General features: G+C 52.1%; 21 protein-coding genes, 2 riboswitches and 2 other annotated features. All 21 genes read right to left on the minus strand.

Annotated elements, in window-relative coordinates; all coding sequences use genetic code 11:
* Entirely contained in the window at positions 1 to 351 is a 351-nt protein-coding gene (locus tag Q4E64_RS01610) for a serine kinase (RefSeq protein ID WP_303165911.1), read from the minus strand.
* Positions 341 to 1714 carry a [Fe-Fe] hydrogenase large subunit C-terminal domain-containing protein gene (locus Q4E64_RS01615; RefSeq protein ID WP_303165912.1) on the minus strand — a complete coding sequence of 458 codons (1374 nt, stop codon included), beginning with the start codon at positions 1712 to 1714 and terminating at the stop codon, positions 341 to 343. Before Q4E64_RS01615 ends, Q4E64_RS01610 begins: the two co-directional genes overlap by 11 nt.
* A 61-nt stretch (positions 1715 to 1775) precedes the next feature.
* The gene (locus Q4E64_RS01620; RefSeq protein WP_303165913.1) at positions 1776 to 2219 is read right to left on the minus strand and encodes an anti-sigma regulatory factor; all 444 of its coding nucleotides are present in this window, start codon (positions 2217 to 2219) and stop codon (positions 1776 to 1778) included.
* A gap of 1 nt (position 2220) precedes the next feature.
* On the minus strand, positions 2221 to 2577 hold the full coding sequence (locus Q4E64_RS01625) for a DRTGG domain-containing protein (protein WP_303165914.1): 357 nt from the start codon (positions 2575 to 2577) through the stop codon (positions 2221 to 2223).
* 207 nt (positions 2578 to 2784) lie between these two features.
* Entirely contained in the window at positions 2785 to 4071 is a 1287-nt protein-coding gene (locus Q4E64_RS01630) for an O-acetylhomoserine aminocarboxypropyltransferase/cysteine synthase family protein (RefSeq protein WP_303165915.1), read from the minus strand.
* 29 nt (positions 4072 to 4100) lie between these two features.
* Positions 4101 to 5105, minus strand: a complete 1005-nt coding sequence (gene metA, locus Q4E64_RS01635; RefSeq protein ID WP_303165916.1) for a homoserine O-succinyltransferase — start codon at positions 5103 to 5105, stop codon at positions 4101 to 4103.
* A gap of 106 nt (positions 5106 to 5211) precedes the next feature.
* Positions 5212 to 5472: a binding site (T-box leader), on the minus strand.
* A gap of 116 nt (positions 5473 to 5588) precedes the next feature.
* Positions 5589 to 6908, minus strand: a complete 1320-nt coding sequence (locus Q4E64_RS01640; RefSeq protein WP_303165917.1) for an O-antigen ligase — start codon at positions 6906 to 6908, stop codon at positions 5589 to 5591.
* 45 nt (positions 6909 to 6953) lie between these two features.
* On the minus strand, positions 6954 to 8258 hold the full coding sequence (locus Q4E64_RS01645) for a folylpolyglutamate synthase/dihydrofolate synthase family protein (protein WP_303165918.1): 1305 nt from the start codon (positions 8256 to 8258) through the stop codon (positions 6954 to 6956).
* 50 nt (positions 8259 to 8308) lie between these two features.
* A complete protein-coding gene (locus Q4E64_RS01650) occupies positions 8309 to 10963 on the minus strand; it encodes a valine--tRNA ligase (protein WP_303165919.1) in 2655 nt (884 codons plus the stop codon).
* Positions 10964 to 11052: 89 nt separating this feature from the next.
* Positions 11053 to 11264 (minus strand) — a binding site (T-box leader).
* 94 nt (positions 11265 to 11358) lie between these two features.
* On the minus strand, positions 11359 to 11523 hold the full coding sequence (locus Q4E64_RS01655; protein WP_303165920.1) for a hypothetical protein: 165 nt from the start codon (positions 11521 to 11523) through the stop codon (positions 11359 to 11361).
* 218 nt (positions 11524 to 11741) lie between these two features.
* Entirely contained in the window at positions 11742 to 12959 is a 1218-nt protein-coding gene (locus tag Q4E64_RS01660) for an OFA family MFS transporter (protein WP_303165921.1), read from the minus strand.
* A 72-nt stretch (positions 12960 to 13031) separates the two neighbouring features.
* Positions 13032 to 13113: riboswitch (ZMP/ZTP riboswitch) on the minus strand.
* Between the two features lie 98 nt (positions 13114 to 13211).
* Positions 13212 to 13397 carry a FeoB-associated Cys-rich membrane protein gene (locus tag Q4E64_RS01665; RefSeq protein ID WP_303165922.1) on the minus strand — a complete coding sequence of 62 codons (186 nt, stop codon included), beginning with the start codon at positions 13395 to 13397 and terminating at the stop codon, positions 13212 to 13214.
* Positions 13398 to 13513: 116 nt separating this feature from the next.
* The gene (gene feoB / locus Q4E64_RS01670; protein ID WP_303165923.1) at positions 13514 to 15667 is read right to left on the minus strand and encodes a ferrous iron transport protein B; all 2154 of its coding nucleotides are present in this window, start codon (positions 15665 to 15667) and stop codon (positions 13514 to 13516) included.
* Between the two features lie 13 nt (positions 15668 to 15680).
* Positions 15681 to 15902 carry a ferrous iron transport protein A gene (locus tag Q4E64_RS01675; protein ID WP_293728775.1) on the minus strand — a complete coding sequence of 74 codons (222 nt, stop codon included), beginning with the start codon at positions 15900 to 15902 and terminating at the stop codon, positions 15681 to 15683.
* Between the two features lie 13 nt (positions 15903 to 15915).
* Entirely contained in the window at positions 15916 to 16128 is a 213-nt protein-coding gene (locus Q4E64_RS01680) for a ferrous iron transport protein A (RefSeq protein ID WP_368501472.1), read from the minus strand.
* A gap of 239 nt (positions 16129 to 16367) precedes the next feature.
* Entirely contained in the window at positions 16368 to 18743 is a 2376-nt protein-coding gene (locus tag Q4E64_RS01685; protein ID WP_368501480.1) for a heavy metal translocating P-type ATPase, read from the minus strand.
* 845 nt (positions 18744 to 19588) lie between these two features.
* Positions 19589 to 20563: an ABC transporter ATP-binding protein gene (locus Q4E64_RS01690; protein ID WP_303165926.1), complete on the minus strand. Its 975-nt coding sequence runs from the start codon at positions 20561 to 20563 to the stop codon at positions 19589 to 19591.
* Entirely contained in the window at positions 20556 to 21347 is a 792-nt protein-coding gene (locus tag Q4E64_RS01695) for an ABC transporter ATP-binding protein (RefSeq protein ID WP_303165927.1), read from the minus strand. The genes Q4E64_RS01690 and Q4E64_RS01695 overlap by 8 nt, the downstream gene beginning before the upstream one ends.
* Positions 21348 to 21386: 39 nt before the next feature.
* A complete protein-coding gene (locus tag Q4E64_RS01700) occupies positions 21387 to 22958 on the minus strand; it encodes an ABC transporter substrate-binding protein (protein WP_303165928.1) in 1572 nt (523 codons plus the stop codon).
* Positions 22959 to 23038: 80 nt separating this feature from the next.
* A complete protein-coding gene (gene nikC / locus Q4E64_RS01705) occupies positions 23039 to 23875 on the minus strand; it encodes a nickel transporter permease (RefSeq protein WP_303165929.1) in 837 nt (278 codons plus the stop codon).
* A 4-nt stretch (positions 23876 to 23879) separates the two neighbouring features.
* The gene (gene nikB / locus Q4E64_RS01710; RefSeq protein ID WP_303165930.1) at positions 23880 to 24821 is read right to left on the minus strand and encodes a nickel ABC transporter permease; all 942 of its coding nucleotides are present in this window, start codon (positions 24819 to 24821) and stop codon (positions 23880 to 23882) included.
* Between the two features lie 99 nt (positions 24822 to 24920).
* Positions 24921 to 25052, minus strand: a riboswitch (cobalamin riboswitch).
* Between the last annotated feature and the right edge of the window lie 6 nt (positions 25053 to 25058).

Here is a 25058-nt window from a genome sequence, read left to right on the forward strand (position 1 = left end):
CTATGCCCGGCCCACGCCCAGGGCGTACAGCTTACCAATAACCTCAAAGGCAGGTTCCTCGGTAGCGGCGATGACCACATCGTTCAGATTAGCCTTGTTCAGCGTATCGGCGGCAACGGGTCCGTCGCCTGCCACAATCACGGCGGATAAGCCTATGAGAGAAGCGACGGCAGCCACGTTCTGATGCCCCTGCATCGTCACCCACACCATGCCCGGCTGGGCCTGTCCCATAGCGTTGCTCAGCAGGTCGGACGCATAACCGCCCTCCACGTCGGCATACAGCGCATCCTCGGATACATCCTTAGTCAGCAGCTTTAAATTCAGTGCATCGATCATTTCTTTAACCTTCATTATGCTCATCCTCCGTATTATTCAACATCTTAGGCTCATGATAAATAGGAATCTGCCTTGCCAGCTCCAGCATTCCCTGGGAAAGCTTATGCACGCTGGCGCGCAGCTTAAAGATACAGTCAATCTCGTGCGCCTTGCCCTGCACGATATCCTCTGCCAATCCCTGACAGCTGGGCGCGCCGCAGGCGCCGCAGTCCAGCCCCGGCAGGGAACACAGTACCTCCTCCATGCGCTCGAACTTTTTCATCGCTTCCATAATATCGTCGTCCAGCTGCATCATAGGCCGCGGCACCAGCTTTTTGCGGTAAGCCGCCGAGGTGGGGAAATCCTGCAGCACCATGGTCTGCGCCATAGCCGCATGCCTGTCGTCAGGCTCTGCGGCGCGCATAGCGCTGATGCGCTGCCGCAGATTGCATTCCGCTACAAATTTATTTTCCGCTGTCAAAAGGCCGCCCAGGCAGCCGCCCTTACAGGACAAGCATTCCACATAATCCAGCTGCGGCATTTTATTCATGGAAATCTGCTCTAAAATATCATATACATTATCGATGCCATGCACCGATAAGCCGTTAGTAATCCCGGCAGAAACAATTTCCCCTCCGTAAGCGCCCCAGCTAAGCCCATAGGAAGAGCCGGTACGCACATGCAGCTCGTGCCCGCCGCCAAGATTTTTCAACAGCAGGCCATAAATCTCCGCCAGGCCAAAGCTGCCGGAAAGCTCCGTATGCTGTACATCCACCGACTGGCGGATATTTGTTTCCTTGGACGGACAGGGCGAGATAAACCAAACGCCGATCAGCTCCGGCGGCATTTGCAGCCGGGCGACCGCCTCGCGCTTCACATAAATAGCCGCCGCCTCCACCGGAGCCAGCACCGGCACCACCTGCTTAATCAGCTCGGGGAATTTTACCTGAATCAAACGCAACACAGCCGGACAGGTGCTGGAAATCAGAGGCTTGCGCCCGCCTGTATAATTTTTAATATAGTCCTCTATCTCGCAGGCTATATATTCGGAAGCCAGCGAAACGTCAAAAATCTCGTCGAAGCCAAGATTGTGCAGCCCCTGCCAAATATCCGTCAGCGGTACGCTGGCCGGAAACTGGGAATACAGCGACGGCGCAGGCAGCACAATATTATAGGCATATTTGGTCAGCCCCTCCAGCGTGTCGGAACGCACGGAAAAGGCATGGTAGGGACAACCAGCGGCGCAGGCTCCGCAGTCGATGCAGCGGTCAGCCAGAATTTCCGCCTGACCGTTGCGCACGCGAATAGCCTCCGTCGGACAAAGCTTAACGCAGGATACGCAGCCCTGACATTTATCCTGCTGCAGCTGCACAGAATGATAGTATTTAGTAGGAGCCATGCGTATCACCTCTCTCTCAAAATATATTCAAGGCTGACGCCCAAGGGCCCAGCCGGCAACCTTACAAATCCTCGCTCTGATGCTTAAAGCACATAACAATCGTCGTGCCCTGCCCCACAGCGGACTGAATATCAAATTCGTCGGAGCATTTCTGCATGTTAGGCAGGCCCATACCGGCGCCAAAGCCCATCTGACGCACATAATCGGGCGCTGTGGACCAGCCCTCCTGCAGCGCCTTGTTGATATCGGGAATACCCGGCCCCTTATCGCTGACGGTAATCACTGTTTTATCAGGAAAAACCTCGGCCGCCACATTGCCGCCGCCGGCATGAATAATGACATTCATTTCCGCTTCATAGGTACCGATGGCGATACGGCGCACAATATCCGCCGGAATACCCAAACGCTGCAGCATCTTTTTAATTTTAGAGGAAGCCTCGCCGGCGCGTTCAAAGTCCCCGCCCACACAATCAAAAGCTATTTTTACAGATTTACTATCGCCCATTCTATTTACTCCTTTTATGGCAGCCGCGAATCCCGGCCCCGTACAAAATACCGCAGGCTTCAAACAGCGAATAGCCTGTTACCAGAACCGGCAGCATATTTTCCTCTGCCGCAACCAGAATATCCTTGTCCGGGCGCTTATCGCGTACAAATACCAACGCGCTCAGCTCGGTCATTTCGGCAGTACGTACCACCTGCATATTAGTCAGCCCTGTACACAGCAGCGTATTGCGCTTGGTAAAGGCTAATACATCGCTCATCATATCGCTGCCGCAGCAGGTTTCTACCTGACGTTCCAGATAATCCCGCCCCGCCAATACCTCGGCGTCCAGCAGCCTTTGCACATCTTTAAGATTCATACACATCGCTCCCATATGCTCGATCGTCAGTCTGATATACTTATATAAATTTATTGTACACTGTTCGTGGTAAGATGTAAATAAAGCGAGCCGATTCCGTCAGGATTTTTTCCTAACTACTGCTGCACTGTAATTTTGCTTACATAAGCGCAAAAAGGACTGCGCCCTAAGGCATCAGTCCTAAAAATAATTTACATACTCCAGCGTTTACTCTATTGTCGCTAACGCCTGCGCCAAATCGGCGATAATATCGTCTTTATCCTCCAAGCCGCAGGAAATACGCACCAGTCCTGCCGGTATCCCAGCCGCAGCCAGCTGCTCGTCCGTCAACTGACGGTGAGTCGACGTCGCCGGATTCAGGCAGCAGGTACGGGCGTCGGCCACATGGGTTTCGATAGCCGCCACCTGCAGCCGCTTCATAAAAGCTTCCGCCGCCGAACGTCCGCCCTTTAAATTAAAGGAAACTACGCCGCAGCCGCCATTGCCCAAATATTTCTGCGCCAAAGCGTAATATTTATTGGAGGGCAGGCCGGGATAATTAACATATTCCACCTGCGGCTGCTTTTCCAAAAATTCGGCCACGGCCTGCCCGTTCTCCACATGGCGCGGCATGCGCACATGCAGCGATTCCAAGCCCAAATTCAGGATAAAGGCGCTTTGCGGCGATTGGCTGCAGCCAAAATCGCGCATCAGCTGCGCCGTAGCCTTCGTAATAAACGCGCCTTCCCTGCCAAATTTTTCGGCATAGGTAATGCCGTGGTAGGAGGCGTCGGGACTGCATAGGCCGGGGAACTTTTCAGCGTGCGCCAGCCAGTCGAACTTGCCGCCGTCCACTAACGCGCCGCCGACGCAGGAGCCGTGCCCGTCCATATACTTAGTGGTGGAATGCGTAACGATATCCGCGCCCCATTCGATAGGACGGCAATTAACAGGCGTGGGGAAGGTATTGTCCACAATCAGCGGTACGCCGTGCTGATGCGCAGCTTTGGCAAATTTTTCGATATCCAGAACCGTCAGCGCCGGATTGGCAATGGTTTCGCCAAAAACAGCCTTAGTATTATCCTGAAAGGCCGCGTCCAGCTCCGCCTGCGTGCAATCGGGACTGAGAAAAGTAGCCGTCACGCCCATCTTCGCCATAGTAACCGCTATCAAATTAAAAGTACCGCCGTAAATCGACGACGACGCTACAATGTGCCCGCCGTTTTCGCAGATATTAAAAAGCGCGAAGAAATTAGCCGCCTGCCCCGACGAGGTCAGCATGGCCGCCGTGCCACCCTCCAGTTCGGCGATTTTAGCCGCCACAAAATCACAGGTAGGATTTTGCAGGCGGGAATAAAAATAGCCGCTGGCCTCCAAATCGAACAGCTTGCCCATGGCCTCGCTGGTGTCGTATTTAAAAGTAGTGGATTGAATAATGGGAATCTGACGCGGCTCGCCGTTACCCGGCCTGTAGCCTGCCTGGATGCATTTGGTATTGAGATTGACATTGCTCATGATTTCGTTCCCTCCGTTATGATAATTGCTTATTTTTTGATGTCCGCGCCCAACTGCTGCAGCTGCAGCAAAATCCTGTTATACTCGTTCAGCGCCTTATTCAGCTTATCGCCATTGGCTGGAGCCAGCTGCGTCAAATCATAAGGCGTATCCTGATAAACGATGTTCAGCCAATTCATATAAAACAGATGCGCATAGCTGCGCCATTTAAACACCGGCTGCTGCGTCGTATCGTTATCGGGAAAATAGTATTCCGGGATAGCGATGGGCAGGCCTTTTTTCTTATCGCGATAATATTCGTCCGCCAGCGTATAACGGTCGTACTCAAAATGTCCCAGCACAAAAATCCGGCGCAAATCTTTAGTCGCGCAGATATTGATGCCGTTTTCTACCGAACGCGATAATACCTGCAAAGCCTTGCAGGCGTCGATAGCGTCGTCGTCCACCGCCGTATGCCGCGACTGGGGAATAAAATACCGGTCGTCAAAGCCGCGCAGCAGGGGATGGTTGCGCACCGTCAGCCCATAAGGGAAAATACCGAACATTTTGGCCGGAAGCACAGTCTTGTTGACGCCATAATAATGGTATAACGCCGCCTGTGCGCCCCAGCATAATGTCATAGTAGAATAACAGTGAAACTCTGCCCAATCCAAATAGGCGACAATTTCCTGCCAGTAATCCACGTTCTCAAACGCGTAGGTTTCTACCGGCGCGCCCGTCATCAAAAAAGCGTCGTAATAACGGTTCTTGACGTCCTTAAACTCTAAATAGGCCCTGTCCAGATAGGAATTATCCGTATGGGTGGTTTCACGGCTTACTGTGCGGCAGAAATCCACCTCAATCTGCAAGGGCGAATTGCCCAGCAGGCGCAGCAGCTGAATTTCCGTGGGCTTTTTTAGCGGCATCAAATTAAGAATGCACACCTTCAGCGGACGCACGCGCTGGTTGTTAGCACGTTCCTCCGTCATGGTAAAAATTCCTTCCTCCTGCAGTTGCACAATGGCCGCTAAATTATCGTTGACTTTAATCGGCATAACAGTTCCTCCTCCCGGCGGCGCGCCTGCCTGCGCGCCTTTATTTTACAACGCCTTTACAGGAACCGTCACGAGGCAATAAAAAAGCTTCCGTTCCTGTAATACATACAGGGACGAAAGCGTAAATTCCGTGATACCACCCTATTTCGTCCATACGTCGCCGCATGAACCTCTTCAAGTACGCAGGGATTGGCTACCCTTTAATACTCCAGCGCTGTAACGGGCGCTCCCGGACGGCCTAAATGCGTACATCTCAGCCCATCGACTCCAAGACCATCTTCAATGAAACCATCTGCTCCCCCTTGCACCACAGCGGAGGCTCTCTGCGCCAGACTCGCCCATCTACTCTTCTCTTCATAGTCCAAATATTAAGCTATGTGCTAGATGATACAACACTAAACGCGCCGCGTCAACAAAATTTGCAAAATTTTACAGCAGCCAATTTTATGCCGCGCCGAATGTAAATAATATTACACAGCGCTCCTAATCCTGCCGCTCATAAGCGTTCAGCTTCCAGCACAGCATCGTCAGCCCGCCCAAAAGCCAAAAGAGCAGACCCATCTGCGTATTGAAATAGACGTGATCCGTCAAGCCGCCTACGGCAATGCCCACCGTCGCCAGCACATAGCCGCGCCCCATAGCGCGCAGCCACAGGCCGCGCCCTCGGAACGCCAGGCGCCAGCCCGTGCGCAGAAAGACGCCCCACCACACCAGCAGGAAGGCAAACAGCCCGTGCCAGCCCAGCTCGGCTAAAACATTTAGGAAAATATTATGGCAATGGTACATGATGACGCTGGTATCCGCAAGATAATAATTATATTCAGGATACACGAAGCGATAGCCGTACCACCCCACGCCCCAGGGAAATTTCTCAATAATCCATTTTGTACTTTTCAGATAAGCCAGGCGCAGCGCCGCCGACGTATCCTCGCCGCTGCTAATGGACGATAAGCGGTGCAGCACTGTCTGCCCGCCCAAGGCCAGGACTGCCGCCCCGCCCGCCAGCACCGGCACAAAGGCCTTGCGGCAGAACAGCACGCAGAAGGCCAGCAGCACGGCGGCGCAGGCCAACCAGTTGCCGCGACTGTAGGTATATAACAAGCAGACAGACGCCAAAACGCCCGTGAATAAAAATGCCAGCCGCCAGCGCCTGCTGCCCTTCGCCGCCTGAAAGAAAGCGGCGGCATAAGCAATCACCAGCACCAGATACCCTGCTAAGATATTGGGGTTCACCAGCGTGGAATAAACGCGCACCTTCAAATCGGGAAACTGCGCCGGGTCCGACCACACGCCGTCGCCGGCAATCCCCAGAATTTTCTGGGCGATGCCCACGCTACTGACCACAACCGATACCGCAAGGAAAGCTCCAATCAGCTGCAAAGGCCGCGGCAAAGCGCAGAAGCGCTGCCAGCAGCCCCGCCAACCGGCAGCATACGCCTGCTTCTGCTCCGCGCCGCCAAAGACCTGCGGCCGCAGCCAGCCGTACCGCAGCAACACAAATAATAGCGCTCCGTACTGCCCCGCCACGTACACATAATTCCACGAGGAAATAAACCTGTCGCGCGAAAAATGCAGGGACAGCCAGCCTATAGCCAGCAGCAGATACAGCGCTCCCTGCTGCCATTTTTGCAACACGCAGGGCTGCCGCCGTCCCTTGACCGCCGCCGTCAGCAGCGCCGCCAAAAAGGTTACGGCCACACAGCAGGCGGTAAATTCCTGATGCAAAGGAATCACCGCCACTGTAAACAGCAGCATATAATATATTTTTGTATCGAGATAATCTGCAATCCTTTGTAAATTCATACCGCTACCTACCGGCGCTCTGCGCCCAGTCCAGCCCAAACGATTTTAATGCAGCCGCTGCCGTTCCGCCAACAGCAGCTTTTTAAATTCGCCCACCAGATACAGGCTGCCGCAAACGCAAACCACGCCGTGCTCGCCAGCGGCCTGCAAGGCTTGGCCGTAAGCCTGCGCCAAATCGTCAACCGGCACGGCGTTGGGTCCGACAAGCTTAGCCAAATCTGCCGCTTCTGCCGCGCGCGCGCCCTGGTCGGCGCGCACCGTGTAAACGACGTCGTCTTGATGAATCAGCGTCTTGATAACGCCGCTCATGTCTTTGTCGCCCATCATGCCGAAAACAAAGCATACCCTTTGCCCCGGATAATACTTATCCAAGGCCTTGCGCAGCGCTTCCGCGCCATTGGGATTATGCGCGCCGTCCAAAATAATGTCCGGCTGCTGCGAGATGCGCTCCAAGCGCCCCGGCCACACGGTATTGGCCGCGCCCAAATGCAGCGCCAGCTCGTTAATGCGGTCGTCCTGCTTGGACACCAGCTTAGCCGCCACGATAGCTACGCTGCTGTTTTTAATCTGATGCTCGCCCGGCAGCTTAATCTCGTAATCTGAGCTGTACACATCTCCAGCGTGCAGCGTAAATTTTTGTCCTGCCATAGAGCTGCTGACTTCCTCGCCATAAAAGGCTTTGCCGTACAAATATACTGGAGCATTTTTAAACATGGCAAAGCTTACTATCGGACCTAAAGCTTCGTTCCCCTCCGCCGCCGTCACCACGGGCACGTTTTCCTTAATAATGCCCGCCTTCTGCATGGCGATGCGCTCCACCGTCTTGCCGCAGCGATCCGTATGGTCCAGCGCCACGTTGGTAATAACCGATACCACCGGCGTAATGACGTTCGTAGAATCCCACAGGCCGCCCATGCCGACCTCGATGACCGCGTAATCCACCTTTTGCAGATAAAAATATAGGAACGCCGCCGCCGTCAGCACTTCAAATTGCGTAGGCTGCTGGCAGACGCCCTTTTTCACCACGCTCTCGGCGGCAACCTTGACAGCGCTGATAACCGTCGCAAAATCCTCGTCGCTGATGTCCTGCCCGTTCAGGTTGATACGCTCGTTATATTTCACCAGATGGGGCGAAGTAAATTTGCCCACCTTTAAATTGGCGGCCAGTAAAATATTGGCAATCATACTTGACACGGAGCCCTTGCCGTTGGTGCCGGTAACGTGTACCGTTTTAAGCTTCTGTTCCGGGTTATCCAGCTCCCGCAGCAGTCCTTCGATGCGCTCCATGCCCAGCTGAATGCCGAACTTGCCCAACCCGTCCAAATACGCCAGGCTTTCAGTGTAATTCATAATAACCTCCGTAATATAAGAAAGCCTCCCCCGCGGGGGAGGCTAAAATGTTACAGCGTAGCGAGATAAGCTAAACGCTCGTTGATAGCGGCCTTCTTGCCGTTCAGCTCGTCAGCCTTAGCCTTCTCCTTGGCGATAACGGCCTCCGGAGCCTTAGCCAGGAAGCCCGCGTTGCCCAGCTTGCCCTCCACGCGGCTCAGCTCCTTAGCGATAACGGCCAGCTCCTTCTGCAGGCGCTGGTTTTCCTTTTCCACATCGATCAGCCCGGCTAAAGGCAGGTAAACCTCGATACCGGCAACAACGGCGGCCATAGCGTTTTCCGGCTTAGCCGCAGTATCGTCCAGCACCGTCAGCTCGCTGATAGCACCCATCAGGTGCACATAATTGGCGTTAGCCTCCACGCCGGCCTTCAAATCGCCCGCCACCAGCATAATTGCCGGCACCTTCTTTCCTGGCGGCACATTAACCTCGGCGCGCATATTGCGGACAGCCTTAATGCTTTCCATAATCGCGCCCATCAAGCGCTCGGCCTCGTCGTCGATTAAAGCGGGGTCGGCCTCCGGCCACTTGGAAATCATAATGCTTTCAGCCTCGTGCGGCAGGCATTGGTAAATTTCCTCCGTGATAAACGGCATATAGGGATGCAGCAACTGCATAGCGCTCGTCAGCACCTTAGCCAGCACGTGCTGCGCCGTAGCGCGTTCAGCGGCATTTTCTTTATTATACAGGCGCGGCTTAGCCAGCTCTATGTACCAGTCGCATACCTCGCCCCAGATGAAGTCGTAAATCATGCGGCCTGCTTCGCCCAGCTCGAATTTTTCCAGCATTTCTGTAACGCCCTTGGCGGTATGCTGCAGGCGGGACAAGATCCACTTGTCGGCCAACGTATAGGGAGCCAGCTCGGCCTTGGGGTCGTAGCCTTCAATATTCATCAGTGCAAAGCGGGAAGCGTTCCAAATCTTATTGGCAAAATTGCGGGTAGCCTCCACGCGCTCCCAGTAGAAGCGCATATCGTTGCCCGGCGTATTGCCGGTAATCAGCATAAAGCGCAGGGTATCCGCGCCATATTTATCGATAACCTCCAGCGGGTCGATGCCGTTGCCTAGGGATTTAGACATTTTGCGACCCAGGCTGTCGCGTACCAGACCGTGGATAAAGACCTTCCCAAAGGGCACGTCCTGCATAAATTCCATACCCATAATCAGCATACGCGCTACCCAAAAGAAAATAATATCGTAGCCGGTAACTAACACGCTGGTGGGATAGAACTGCTTTAAGAGCGGCGTCTTATCGGGCCAGCCCATCGTGGAGAAAGGCCACAGAGCGCTGCTGAACCAGGTGTCCAGCGCGTCCTCGTCCTGATGAATGTGAGTGCTGCCGCACTTGGGGCAGGCGGTCAAATCGGTACGACTGGCGCTCATTTCGCCGCAGTCGTCGCAGTACCAAACGGGGATACGATGCCCCCACCAAATCTGACGGGAAATGCACCAATCGCGGATATTATCCATCCAGCCGGTATAGGTTTTAGTAAAGCGTTCGGGCACAAATTGCGTGCGCCCGTCCTCCACGCAATCCACAGCAGCCTTTACCAAAGGCTCCATCTTGACGAACCATTGAGTGGAAACCAAAGGCTCCACAACGCAGCCGCAGCGCTGGCAATGGCCTACGGCATGGGAATGCTCCTCAATCTTCACCAAATAGCCCTGTTTCTTCAAATCGGCGACGATATTTTTGCGGCACTCCTCGCGGGTCTGACCTGCGTACTTGCCGGCCTCGTCAGTCATTTTGCCGTCCATACCGATAACGACGATACTGGGCAGATTGTGACGAATGCCCATCTCATAGTCGTTGGGGTCGTGGGACGGAGTAATCTTTACTGCGCCGGTACCAAATTGCAAATCAACATAGCTGTCGGCAATAATAGGAATGATGCGGTCGGTAGTAGGCAAACGCAAGGTTTTGCCCACCAGCTTGCCGTAACGCGGGTCCTCGGGGTTGACGGCCACGGCCGTATCGCCGGGAATCGTTTCCGGACGGGTGGTAGCGATGGTCAGATAGGTGCCTTCTTCCTCCACAACGGGGTAACGCACATACCATAAATGACCGGGATCGTCCTTATGCTCTACCTCGATATCGCTCAAAGCGGTATTGCAGTTTACGCACCAGTTAGTAATGCGCGTGCCTTTATAAATCAGGCCCTTTTCAAACAGCGTGCAGAAAACCTCGCGCACGGCGCGGGAGCAGCCCTCGTCCATAGTGAAGCGCTTGCGCTCCCAATCGCAGGAAACGCCCAAATGCTTCAGCTGGTTGATGATACGGTCGCCGTACTGCTCCTTCCAAGCCCAAACGCGCTTTAAAAATTCCTCGCGGCCCAAATCGTAACGGGTCTTGCCCTCTTCCTTCTTAATTACTTCCTCTACCTTAATCTGCGTAGCCAGACCGGCATGGTCGTAGCCGGGCATCCACAGAGTGTTGTGCCCCATCATGCGGTGCCAGCGAATCAGAATATCCTGCAAAGTATTATCCAACGCATGGCCCATATGCAGCTGGCCGGTAATATTCGGCGGCGGAATAACGATACTAAAGGCCTTATTGCCTTCCTCTACCTCGGCGTGAAAATAACGGTGCTCCTCCCAAAATTTATACCACTTCTTCTCTACGGAAGCAGGGTCGTATACCTTAGGGATGTTGTGTTCTTCAGACATGAAAAATCCTCCTTACAAAAGCGGCGGCTGCTAAAGCAAGCAGACTGCGACCGCTTTAAATGCTAAAAAATAATCGCCCCATCCGTAAGGGACAGGGCGAAAAGCTTCGTGGTACCACCTATCTTCCCTGTAAATATATACAGGGCGCTCAAAGCGCGTAACGTGCGCCGACGGCTCTGCCTACTGGCTTTCAGCAAAGCGGCTCCCGGACTACAATTTTTACACCGCCGCAGCAGCTTGCACCACCCGCTGCCTCTCTGACCCGGCTGACGGTAAAAATCCTTCCGTTCCTTGCCTGTGAATATATAAATTTTATACATTATATCTTAGCAAGTTCGGGAGCAGGTGTCAACAATTTTATGCACTAGCGGCAGAAAATCTCCGCTTAAACAAGCTCAAGCCTGCATGTGCGGCGTCTCCTCGGCCACAAAATTTAAAACGGTCATCACCGCTTGAGATACGCGGCTTTCCGAGCCGTCCAAACAGGCAACGCCAAAGAACACAGCCGCCGCCAGCAGCAAAAACATCACATCGTCCATATGTCTTTTTATCAATTCCATGCTATCGCCTCATTTCCTCAAATTTACTGTTAAGTATAATGAAGCAAAATTAAATTCAACTGAACTCAAAGCCCGGTACCGGCAGTGGGACGGGACCGGGCAGCGGCGCAATTAAATTTAGCTTAACACTTCACACTTCTCCATACAAAAAGCCTTCGAGCCCTCCGGTTTTCCGGAACGCTCGAAGGCTTTTGACATCCTCGCTCCCCTATAAATTTTTATGCCTTGCGCACATCCGCCTTAAATTTCAGCACGACAGCTACTGCCAAGCTTACGACAAAACAAGCGCTGAAGAAGTACAGCGTCACGCTATAGCTATGAGTGCGCTCATAGATTTGCGACAGCAAGAGCGGCCCGACGATTCCCGCCAAGCCCCAGGCCGTAAGAATGCGCCCGTGAATAGCGCTGAGCTGTTTCGTTCCGTACAAATCGCTTAAATACGCAGGCATACAGGAAAAGCCGCCGCCATAGCAGGTGATGATAATGAAAATCAGCAGCTGGAAAAATAAACTGTCCGTCACGCCCGCCAACAGGTAGAAGGCAACGATTTCAATCGCAAAAAACGCGATATACGTATTGCGCCGTCCCAAATAATCGGAAATCGTGGACCAAACTATGCGCCCGCCGCCGTTGAGCAAGCCGATAACGCCCACCATGGACGCAGCCTCCATGGGCGACATTTTGATAACCTCCTGCGCCATAGGCGACGCTACAGCCAGCAAGCCGATGCCGCAGGTAATGTTGGTGAAGAACACCCACCACAAAGCGTAAAACTGCCAGGTGCGCATAGCCTCCTGCACGCTGAACTGCCCCTGCTGCTCCGGCAGCTGCACCTTAAAATTACCTTTAGAGGTCAGCTCCGGCATTTTCGGCGGCTCTAAATACAAAGCGGAGGCCGTCATAACCACAACATAAGCGCAGCCTAAAATTATAAAATTCTCAATCAAGCCGTACTTAGCAATTAAAAGCTGCATTACCGGCCCGGCAATCAGGCTGGCAAAGCCAAAGCCCATAATGGCCAGACCGGTCGCCAAGCCGCGGTTCTGCGGAAACCATTTAACCAAGGTGGAAACCGGCGTAATATAACCCACGCCCAAACCGATGCCGCCGATTACGCCGTAGCTTAAATACAGCAGCGGCAGGCTGTGCCGGCTTAAAGCGTAAGCCGTTCCCAGCATACCGACGCCAAAAAAAGCGGCGGCTGTCAGCCCGCTTCTGCGCGGGCCGTAGCGTTCCACATAAGTTCCCAAAAAGCCTGCGGACAAACCCAGAAATAAAATCGCCAGCGAAAAAGTCCAGGTGACCTGCTGTAAGATGAAGCCCATTGCCTGCATAATGGGCCGCGTCAATACGCTCCAGGCGTAAACTGACCCGATGGAAATGTGAATCCCGATAGCCGCCAGAACGATAAGCCATTTGTTTTTTGTTTGCTGCATTGTGATTACCTCTTTTCTTCATCATAAATAATGAATATTCAGCAGCCTTGCCCATAAAAAATCTGGGCAGCAACTGCTTGCCCAGACGGTCGGCCATATCACAACGCAGTCCACGTGGTAAACTCCACTTATCCGTCAGGAGCCGCATTGCTTTTTAAGTTATGTCTTAATTATAGCCCATTCCATGAAATTGTCAAGATAGTGTAGCGTAATTTTTCTTACCCACTATATATAGTAAAGCTTGTTACATAATCACTTTTCACAGCATTTATGCTTGGTATCAATCTTAGGCGTTTTTATTTCGGTGCAATGACAGCAGCCGCTCTTACCGCAGTCGTCACAGCCTATGCAGCCGCCGTTTTTATGAGCGCGCAACACATGCTTGGCCGCCAAATAAACAGCGCCGATAACAATTAAACCTACAATCCAGGTTGCCATAACGCACCTCGCTTTCCACAAGCTCCTAACGGAGGGTTGGGCTGCCAATGCTTAGCACTGGCAGCCCTGATAATTTTTTTATCGCAGATCAAGCGCCAGCTGCGCTTGAGTCTTTTTTATTTTGCGTCAACGCTCAGTACGTTAGCGCCCTCAGAGGTCTTTTTAGCCGGACGTACCAAGAGGTAGATGAACGCTCCCAGGAACACGGCGGCAACGGCCGTACCTGCGCTGAAGCCTTCGCCGCCTACAAAGACGCGGCCAAACTGATAGATGATAAGGCAAACAACATAAGCGTACACGTTTTGGAAAATAATGGTTGCCCAGGTCCATTTCTTACTGTTCATTTCCTGGCTCATGGTAGAAATAGCAGCCAGGCACGGGGAATCCAGCAGGTTGAATACCAGGAAGGAGAAGGCGGCCACAGCGCTGGGGAACATAGCCATAACGGCAGTCCACAGGTCGGGCTCTTCTTCGGTCGCTTCAGCCAGGCCAGCCAGAATAGCCATGGTGCTGACGATTGCTTCCTTAGCCACAAAGCCGGAGAAAGCGGCGGCCACAGCCTGCCAGCTATCGAAGCCCAGAGGGGAGAAGATGGGAGCCAGCGCATTACCGATAACGGCGATGAAGCTTTGCTCGGTTTCTTCTACCATAGCTAGGCTGCCGTCAACCAAGCCGTAGCTTGCCAGGAACCACATAGCTACGCAGCACAGGAAGATGATGGTACCGGCTTTTTTCAGGAAGCCGGCAACGCGCTCCCAGGTGTGCAGCAATACGTTTTTCGCAGCGGGCAGATGATACGGCGGCATTTCCATTACGAAGGGAGCAGGATCGCCTGCGAACAGCTCGCTCTTTTTCAAAATGATGCAGGAGGTAACAACGGCGAAGAAGCCGACAAAGTACATAATAGGAGCCATGTACCACTCGCCGCCCATAATCGCGCCGCTCAGCAAAGCGATAACCGGCAGCTTAGCGCCGCAGGGGATAAAGGTGGTGGTCATGATGGTCAAACGGCGATCCTTTTCATTTTCAATAGTACGGCTGGCCATGATGCCGGGAACGCCGCAGCCGGAGGAGATCAGCAGAGGAATGAAGCTCTTGCCGCTCATGCCGAACTGACGGAAGAAACGGTCCATAATAAAAGCCACGCGAGCCATATAACCGCAGTCCTCAAGGAAGCTCAGCAGCAGGAAAACGATAGCCATTTGCGGTGCGAAGCCGATAGGCGCGCCGATACCGCCGATAATGCCGTCAACAACCAAAGAAACCATCCAGTCCTCAGTACCGGCAGCTTCCAGATTTTCCTGAACCCAGGGCATAATCCACTCGCCGAACAGGGTATCGTTGGTAAAGTCGGTAACAATCGTACCCAGGGAATCCACGGCGATATAATAAACAAGGAACATAACGACTGCAAAGATAGGCAACGCCAGGAAGCGGTTGGTAACGATGCGGTCGATTTTATCAGAGGTAGTCAGGCCGGTCTGCCCCTTTACTACAGCCTGCTGCATCAGCTGGCCGATGAAATTGTAACGCTCGTTGGTAATGATGCTTTCGCTGTCGTCGTCCATTTGCTCCTCGCAAGCGGCTACGATTTCTTCCAGCTTAGCCTTTTCGCCTTCGCTGAAATTCAAAGCGCTCATAATCTTAGCGTCGCGTTCAAAAATTTTAATAGCCAGCCAACGCTCGCTGGCGCCGGAAATCTTCTTGCCTGCTTCGCGGGTGATGGCTTTCAAGGCTTCCTCTACCTCAGCGCTGAAACGCATATAACGGGGCGCAGCTCCGCCTGCGGCGCTGATGGCCGCTTCTGCTGCGGCGCTGGTGCCTTCGCCCCGCAAAGCGGAGGTTTCAACAATATGACAGCCCAGTTCGCCGGACAGCTTTTTAATATCCAGCTTGTCGCCGTTTTTGCGAACGATATCCATCATGTTCATAGCGATGGCTACGGGAATACCCATTTCCATAACCTGCGTAGTCAAATAGAGATTACGCTCAATATTGGAACCGTCTACCAGATTCAAAATAGCGTCTACCTTGTCCTCCAGCAGATAATTACGGGAAATTACTTCCTCCAAGGTGTAAGGAGACAGGGAATAAATACCGGGCAGGTCGGTAACAATTACGTCATCATGCCCTTTCAGACGACCTTCCTTTTTCTCTACAGTTACGCCGGGCCAGTTGCCTACATATTGCTTGGAACCGGTCAAATCATTAAACATAGTGGTTTTGCCGCAGTTAGGGTTGCCAACTAAAGCAATTTTTATCTCTTTCATCACTAGCCTCCCCTTATTCTACAACGATGTTTTCAGCCTCGCCCTTGCGCAGGCTCAGCTCGTAGCCGCGAACGGTTACTTCGATAGGATCGCCCAAGGGAGCCACCTTGCGAACGAAAATCTCAATGCCCTTGGTTACGCCCATGTCCATAATACGGCGTTTCAATGCGCCTTCGCCAGTCAATCTTTTTACTACTGCTTTTTGGCCTACGGCCACGTCCTTTAAAGTAGTCATCATGCCCTCCAATTCAAATAAAAATTTTAGCGGCCATTACCTTGCTCAAGGCAACGCGTGCATCCTTAACGCTGACGATTAAATTACCGTCAAATTCGCTTACCACAGTAATTGCTGCGCCTATAACAAATCCCATGCTTTCCAAAAAACGTTTGGTTTCCGCTTTGCCATGCACTGCTGCAATGGTATTTATTTCTCCGCGTCTTGCCATCAGTAAAGGCATCATATTTTCCTCCGTTTTCAATGTCAGTCTAAGCTAACTGTAGTCAAAAAATTATGTAGTTAGGTCTTCCTAACTACTAAAATAAGTTTACACTTGCTGGAAATATTTGTCAAGCGGAATTTTGCTAAAGCAAGTACTAATTATCATATTATGTTAGCTTATGCTGATATTTTAGCTGTTAAAATAAATAAGCAAAGGGCCGACGCCAAGCGCCGGCCCAAAATTATTTCATCAGTTCCAATTTATATTTTCTTATACAGAATGCGGATGGAATTCAATACGCACAGCAGGGATACGCCCGTATCGGCGAACACTGCCGCCCACATGGACGCATAGCCCATCAGACCGGCAACCATAATGATAACCTTTACCGCCAGCGCGAAGATAACATTCTGCCAGGCGATAGCGCCCGTAGCGCGGGCAATGGCGATAGCCTGAGGAATAGCTTTGACCTCGGAGTTCATGAATACTACGTCCGCAGCCTCGATAGCGGCGTCCGCGCCGCTGCCCATGGCAGCGCCTGCGTCCGCACCGGCCAATACCGGAGCGTCGTTAATGCCGTCGCCGACGAACATTACCGGGCCGTACTTATTGCGCAGCATATTCAGCTCGCTCAATTTATCCTGCGGCAGCAGCTGAGCGCGTACTTCGTCGATGCCTGCGGCGGCGGCCACAGCCTCCGCTTCCTTCTGCGCGTCGCCTGTCAGCATAGCGGTAACCAGACCCTGCTTCTTGAGCGAAGCGATGGCGTCCTTAGCGTCCTCTTTCAAAGTATCGTTAATCAAAAGCTGGCCAAGATAAATTTTATCGTCGGCTACCAAAACTTCGCTGCCGCTAATCGTGGGAGTGTAACCGCCGTAATCGACGCCAAAGCGTTCCAGCAGCTTAGCGTTGCCGCACAGCAGGCGGCGCGCGCCAAAGTAAGCTACCAGGCCTTCGCCTGCGATTTCTTCAAATTTATTGGGACGCACCAGCGGCAGTTCCTTGCCCTTAGCGGCTTCCACAATACTTACCGCGATGGGGTGCGTAGACACCAGCTCGGCGCTGGCCGTCAGTTTAAGCAATTCGTCTTTATCGATGCCCTCGGCAGCGTTAACCTGCTGCAGAACGAAGTTGCCTTTGGTAACAGTGCCGGTTTTATCCATAACTACGGCGGCAATATTTTTCAAAGCCTCCATAGCTACGCCGCCCTTGAACAGAATGCCGTATTTGGAACCCGTGCCGATACCGCTGAAGAAGGCCAGAGGCACGCTCAGCACCAAAGCGCAGGGACAGCTGATTACCAGGAAGGTCAAGGCGGTGTAAATCCATTTTTCCCATTCGCCGGTAATCAAGGAAGGAACAACGGCAGTCACTACTGCGGCGGCTACTACAAAGGGAGTATAAATCCGCGCGAAGCGGGTAATGAAGCGGTCGATGGTCGGCTTGGAAGCGGCGGCGTTTTCTACGCTGTCCAGAATGCGAGTTACCATGGATTCAGACAGAACCTTTTCCACGCGGATTTTCAGCATACCGCTGGTATTCACGCAGCCGGAAACGATTTCATCGCCATAAGTGCGCTTTACAGGTACGGGTTCGCCGGTTACCGGGGAAGTATCAACCAGGCTTTCGCCCTCGATAACTACGCCGTCCAAAGGAATACGGTCGCCTACGCGCACCAGCAGGATATCGCCTACATGAGCGTCCTCAGCCGGAATAACCTTTACTTCTTCGCCTACCAGCAGGTTGACAACCTCCGGACGCATATCCACGGCGTCCATAATCTGGCCGCGGCTTTTTTCTACGGCGCGCTGCTCGAAGTATTCGCCCACGCGGTAGAAGAACATTACTCCTACAGCTTCTTCCCATGCCTGAATGGCGAACGCGCCCAAAGTAGCGACAGTCATCAAAAAGTTTTCATCAAAGACATTGCCCTTAGCTATATTTTTCAGCGCCGTCAGCACAATGCGTCCGCCCAGCAAAATATAAGCGAAAATCAGGCAGTACATATGATAGGCTTCGGGAATCAGCCCCAGCCATTCGGTAACGATGAAAACCGCGCCGCCCAAAACGATTTCAATTAAGGTTTGCTTTTCGCTGAGCGTCGAGAAGATGCCGCCTGCTTTTTTGCGCTCTTCCAGCTCCGGCGCCAAATTAGGCTTGGAAGCGGCTTCTACCAGCACTACGCCTTCCTCTACTTTATCGGTAACGGCCTGCATTTTTTCCAGCAAACCGTCGTAATTCTGAGCCTTAACGCGCAGCTTTTTCGTCGTAAAGGTCAAGGTTGCACTTTCAATCTCCGGCATAGCGGCCAAAGCGCGCTCGATTTTAGCGCCGCAGTTAGCGCAGTCCAGGTTCTGCACCAAATAAACGTGCCCGCTGTCCTTGCTCAAGGTAGGCCGTTTATCGCGGGGCACTACCTCTACGTCAGATTCAATGGAAGTACAAATTTCCTGAATAATCGGCAGTAAGGCGTCGTGGTCGGCGGCGCTCAAGCGCAGCTGCTTAGTCGCAAAGCTGATGTTAGCATAGGTTACTCCCGGCAGCTCCTTGATTTTGTATTCCATCTTGGCGGCGCAGTTAGCACAGCCCAAATTCTTCAATATATATACGCGCTTTACCTTATCGGCGTCCGGCATACGGCAGGTGCAATTAGCCAAGCTCTCGCCGCACACATCGCAATATTCCTCGTGCGGATGGCAAATTTCGCACTGGCAATCATCGGGATGCCCCGGAACATGGTGACTATGATTATGAGCGTGCTCGTGGCCGTGGTCATGCCCGCAGCCGCACTCGTCGCCGTGTTCGTGATGATGTTCTTCGTGCGCATGAGCGTGACCTTCATGCTCATGGCCATGGTCATGCCCGCAGCCGCATTCGTCGCCGTGGTCATGATGATCCTCTTCTTTGTGCCCATGCCCGTGGTCGTGTCCGCAGCCGCATTCGTCTCCGTGCTCGTGATGATGCTCTTCATGCTCGTGACCATGGTCGTGCCCGCAGCAGCAATCCGCCCCATGCTCATGATGATCTTCTTCATGGTCGTGGTCATGCGCGTGATCGTGGGAATGAACGTCCCCATCGCCATGAGTATGGGCAGGAACATGACCCATCGTTTCATGGCTGTGGTCCTTACCGCAGCGCCCGCAGGTGCAGCCGTCCGGGTGGTTGCTATAATCCTCAGCGCCGCTAATGCGTCCATCGACATGACGGAAGGAGCGTACATCGCCGGAGCCAATGCGCACGTCTTCTAAGTCGCGTACTTCTTTCTTCATTATATATACCGCCTTTCTTTTTGGTTTTATGTGAGTACTTATTCATATGTTTTGCCAAAAATAAACTGAAAGCCTAGATTTTTTGTATCCGAACTTTCATCGTTTATAGATATATTATAACACATGAATGAGTATTCATCTATACCTTTTTGAAAATTTTTTTAGTTGGGTACGGCTTGAGCCGTACCCAATATGGAGATGAAAAGGAAATATCAATCAAACAAGTGGCAAGCCACCCAATGTCCATGCTCAATTTCCCTCAAGACCGGTTTATTTTGCAGGCAATGCTCAGTGCAATGCTCGCAGCGGCTGGCAAAAGGACATCCAGGAGGTAAGTCCAACGGGCTGGGGATTTCGCCCTCCAAGGGCTCGATCTTATAATGCTCGTCGGCGGCTACCTTAAATACCGCTTTCATCAAGGACTTAGTGTACGGATGCTTGCAGTGCTCGCCGATGCGGCCTGTTTCCATCCATTCCACCACGTTGCCCAAGTAAAGCACAGCAACCTGATGGCACATCAAATCCACCAAGCCCAAATCATGGGCAATAAACAGATAAGTGATGTTCTTTTCTTTTTGCAGCTTGCACAGCAACTCGCAAACCTTTTCTTGTACGGAAACGTCCAACGCGGAGGTTGCTTCGTCGCACACAATAATCTTTGGCTCCAAAGCCAAAGCGCGGGCGATACCCAGACGCTGGCGCTGACCGCCGGACATACTGTGCGGATAGCGGTCCTTAAAGGACGCAGGCAGCTCTACCATTTCCAAAAGCTCGGCAGCCTTAGCGTCTACCTCGCTGTTTTTGATCATGCCGAAGTTTTTCAAAGGCTCGGTCAGGATATCCTTTACCAGCATTTTCGGGTTAAACGCAGCGTTAGGATCCTGGAACACCATCTGAATCAGCTTACGGTTCTGACGTTTTTCCTCGCCTTTAGCCTTTAAAATATCCTTACCGTTAAAAATTGCCTCGCCGGAGGTAGTGGACTGAATGCCCAGCAGGCAGCGTACCAAAGTGGATTTGCCGCAGCCGGATTCGCCGATAATGCCCAGCGTGCGCCCTTCAAAAGCGCGTAAGGTAATATTATCACAAGCAGTCAAGAACTTGCCGCCGTCCACGGGGAATTTTTTCGTCAGGTTGTTAATTTCCAGTACGACCGGTGTACGTTCATAGGACGTAGGATTATTCATAGTAGCATTTACCTCCTATTACAGGTACTGCGGCCAGCAAGGACTTGGTGTAATCCGTCTGAGGATTGCTCAAAACCTCGTAGCGGCTGCCGCTTTCCTCTACGCGCCCGCCCTTCATAACCATAATCTTATCGGACATATAGCTTGCTACGCCCAGGTTATGGGTTACGATGATGACGGCGACGCCGAATTGATCGCGCACGTCGATGATCTGGCGGATAATCTGCGCCTGTGTAGTTACGTCCAAAGCGGAGGTAGGTTCGTCGGCCATCAGAATTTTAGGCTGGAACACCATCGCCATAGCGATACCAACACGCTGGCGCATACCGCCGGAAAGCTCGAAAGGATAGCTGTTCATAATATTGTCCGGATTAGGCAAGCGCACATTGGTCAGCATAGCGGTAGCCATCTTATAAGCCTGATCCTTAGATTTACTAGAATCATGCGCTTGGATATAATCGATGAACTGTACGCCGATACGACGAATAGGATTGATCATATTGCCGCTGTCTTGGAAAATCATGGACATTTCCGTGCCGGAAAGCTTACGCCAGTCTTCCTTCGTATTTTTCAGCATATCACGGCCTTCAAAGGTAATGCTGCCCTTGCTAACGTGTCCTGCGCCCGGCAAGCAGCCCATTGCGGCGCGGATAATGGTCGTTTTACCGGAGCCGGATTCGCCTACGATGGATAGGATCTCACCTTTATCCAATTCTACATTGGCACCGGTTACGGTGAGCTTGTCACCGTAACTGATGTCCAAATCTTTAATTTCAAGAAGCATGTAGCGATACCTTCTTTTTCAAAGATTTACAGAAAGCGCTTATTGCGCGGGTTTAATATCTTTAGTCAGCCAGTAGTAGTCGCAGGGCAGAATTTCTGCATCAGCAACAACTTTGCTGGAAACCATGTTGGTCTGCGGATGGCCGAATACCAGAGAAGCGGCGTCGTTCAAAATAACCTTCTGCATAGCAATAATGATTTCGCGTCGTTTAGCAGGATCAAACTCTACGCTCAATTTATCGGACAAAGCATCATATTCAGGATTGCTGTAACCGGAACCGTTTTGTTCTTGGCCGGTAGTCAGGTATTGTTTCATAAATACCTCCGGATCGCCGGCTTGCAAGCACAGAATATTGGAAATGCACAGGTCGTATTCGCCGCGGCGGCCAATGCCGTCCAGTACGTTATAGTCTACGTTCTTCAGATTTACTTTAATGCCAACCTTCTTAGCGTCAGCCTGGGTAGCTTCTGCATACAGAGGCAGCTCCGCACGACCGCTGTAGAAAATGAAATCCATTTCCAAGTTCTTGCCGTCTTTATCAACGTAACCGTCGCCGTTGGTATCCTTCCAGCCTGCTTCTTCCAGCAGCTTCTTAGCGCTTTCAGGATTGTATTGGTTAGGATCTTGCTTGTACAGTTCGTCATAACCGTAGTCAACGGAAGGAGGCAGGTATGGGCCGCCGGGAACGAAGGTGTCTTTCAGCAGAACCTTGTTATAGGTTACGCGGTCCAGGCTGCGCAGCAACGCTTGGCGAACTTTCAAATCGCCCAACGGACGTTCAGGTCTTACGTTCAAACGAGCCAGTACGTCGCGCAAGGAAGAGATTTCGGAAATGTTAAATTTGTTTTTATCCTTGAACAACTGCAAATCGCCGGCGGCAATGTTAATAGCGAAATCAATCTCGCCTTTTTGCAGAGCCATGGCGCGGGTATTAGGATCGTCGATGGTCAGGATATCAACGGCTTTGAAAGGAACGGGGCCGTCCCAATAATGCTCGTTGCGTACCATTTCGGCTTTAGCTTTGCTGTAGGTCTTAACAGCGTAAGGACCGGTGCAGATAGCGCCTTGTTTTGCGGTATCGCGGTCTTTAATAGTGGAGGTATCGACAATGATGAACAGCGGGTCGCCCAGCATGCCCGGCAGTGTCGGCACGGGTTTCTTAGTTTTAATAATTACGTTCTGACCTTCGCCCTTAATGGATTCGTACTCGAACATGGATTGAGCGCGCGGAGCTTTTTCAAAGGTACGCAGGATGGAAGCAGCTGCGATTTCACCGGTCAGCTTATTGCCGTTCGAGAAGCAGGCTTTATCGTTAATATGGAAGGTCCAGGTCAGCTTATCGTCGGAAATAGTCCATTTATCGGCCAACCACGGAGTGGAATTCATTTTCTTATCGAATTTAACCAGGCATTCGCCCAGGCCGTAGCGCATTACAACCCAACCAAAGTAGTTATCGGTAGTTTCCAAGGAATCGGCGAAGTTGGTAACGCCCATTTTTACGACTTCTTTCTTTTCAGCCGCTTTTTTATCGCCGCCGCCGCAGCCTGCCGCTGCAAAAGCCAGTAAACCGATCATAGCCGCCGCTGCGCTAGCTTTGAATAATTTTTTCATAAAGACACTCTCCATTTCTTACTACATTATTATGATAAAAAATAATATTGAAAACAATTCTATAAGCAGATAAGCCCCGCTTATTCGATAGCGTTGTTGCGCGGGTCTAATACGTCGCGCAAATTGTCGCCCCACAGGTTGAAAATAACGACGGTTACGAAAATCGCAAGACCGGGGAAAACCATCAACCAAGGAGCCGTTTGCAGCTGCTGACGGCCTTCGTTCAACATCAAGCCCCATTCGGGAGCTGGCGGCTGGCTGCCAAAGCCCAGGAAGGACAAGCCTGCCAGTTCCATCATCAACGCGCCGATATCAGCCGCCGCGGTAACTACCATCATCGGCAGAATGTTCGGGAGGATGTGAACCCACAAAATATGCGAGGAGCTGCCGCCGTTTACAATAGCCGCATCAACGAAGTCGCGGCGTTTAATCTGCAATACAAGGCTACGCGCCAAACGCGCGTATTTCGTCCAGCTTACAATGGTCAAAGCGATAACGGCATTAACCAGACTGCCGCCCATAATACCGGCAACGGCGATTGCCAGAATCATACCGGGGAAGGAAATCATCATATCGGAAATACGCATGATGACTATATCCACCTTGCCGCCGAAATAACCGGAAAGCACGCCCATGGTAGTGCCGACGATAAATACGCTGGCTACCAGGAAAAGCACGCCGCTCAAGGATGCGCGCGCGCCGTAAAGCACGCGGCTGAAGCAGTCGCGGCCCAATTTATCGGTACCAAAAATATGCTGCGCGCCGGGCTCTAAAAAAGCGTCCTTCATCGTCGCCTGCGTCGGGTCGTAGGGAGCCAAGACAGGCGCGGCCACAGCTACCAGCAATAACAGCACTACCAAGATACTGGTAACGGCAAAGGCGCGATTATTTTTAAAACCGTTGACTAATGTTTCCATGCCCTTACCTTACCTTTCTCAAGCGCGGATCAAGATAATTGTAAGACAGATCCACGATCAAATTGATTACCATATACATCAAAGCAATCCAAACTACAACGCCCTGTACCAGCTGGAAGTCGCGGTAGGTGATAGCTTCAATAGCCAGACGGCCAAGCCCCGGCCAGGAAAATACCATCTCGATAACCGCCGCGCCGCCTAACAAACTGCCCAAGGACAAGCCCAGCAGCGTAATCAACGGCAGCATAGCGTTCGGCAGGACTTCCTTCCACAGAATGTGGCTTTCACTCATGCCGCGGGCGCGCGCGCCCACTACGTAATCCTGCCCCAGCTCCTCCAAAATAGCTGTGCGCACCTGGCGCGTGTACTTGGAGGCCATGGCGATAGCCAGTGTAGCCGCCGGTAAAATAATCGTATCAACGCCGATCGTACCGCCGACAATGGGCAGCAGATCCAGCTTCAGGCCAAAAATCCACAACAGCATCAAGCCGACCCAGAAGCCCGGCATGGATACGCCCATAAAAGTAAATGCGCGCACAATGTTGTCAATCCAACCGCCGCGCTTTACTGCGGAATAAATGCCCATGGGAATGGATACTACCATCATCATTACCAGAGAAGCCAAAGACAGCAAAATAGTGCCGGGCAAACGCTCAAACAATTCTTCCACCACAGGCTTTTTCGCCATAAAGGAAAAGCCAAGGTTGCCTTGCAAAGCGCGTCCCAGCCAATCCAGGTATTGGAAGAAGAAGGGTTTGTCCAAGCCTAATTCCGCGCGCAAAGCGTCGATTTCAGCCTGGCTAACGATAATATCCTCGTTGCCTGCGATCATCTGACGGGCAACATCGCCGGGCGCCAGCATTACCAAAGCAAAGGTAATAAAGCTGATGCCCAGTAATACGAGGACGATCTGACCCAAACGAGCCAGAATTTGCTTTTTAGTCAAAGCGCATCATCTCCATACATAAAATAACCTTCTCCGCTCGCAGCAGAAAAGGTATATAACATAACGTGCACTATTATGCAATATATTTCTGTCTCAAGCGGAAATATATCAAACTGAGGCAGAGGTCTGACTTGCGCAAAGGCTTCACAGTGGCTGGACCGTTACGGATTTGCACCGTATTCCCATTTTATCTCCGTTTATTTAGAGACAACCTCAGCAGATTTAATAATTTTATTA

The sequence above is a fragment of the Phascolarctobacterium sp. genome, assembly GCF_030531065.1.
Classification (GTDB): Bacteria; Bacillota; Negativicutes; order Acidaminococcales; family Acidaminococcaceae; genus Phascolarctobacterium_A.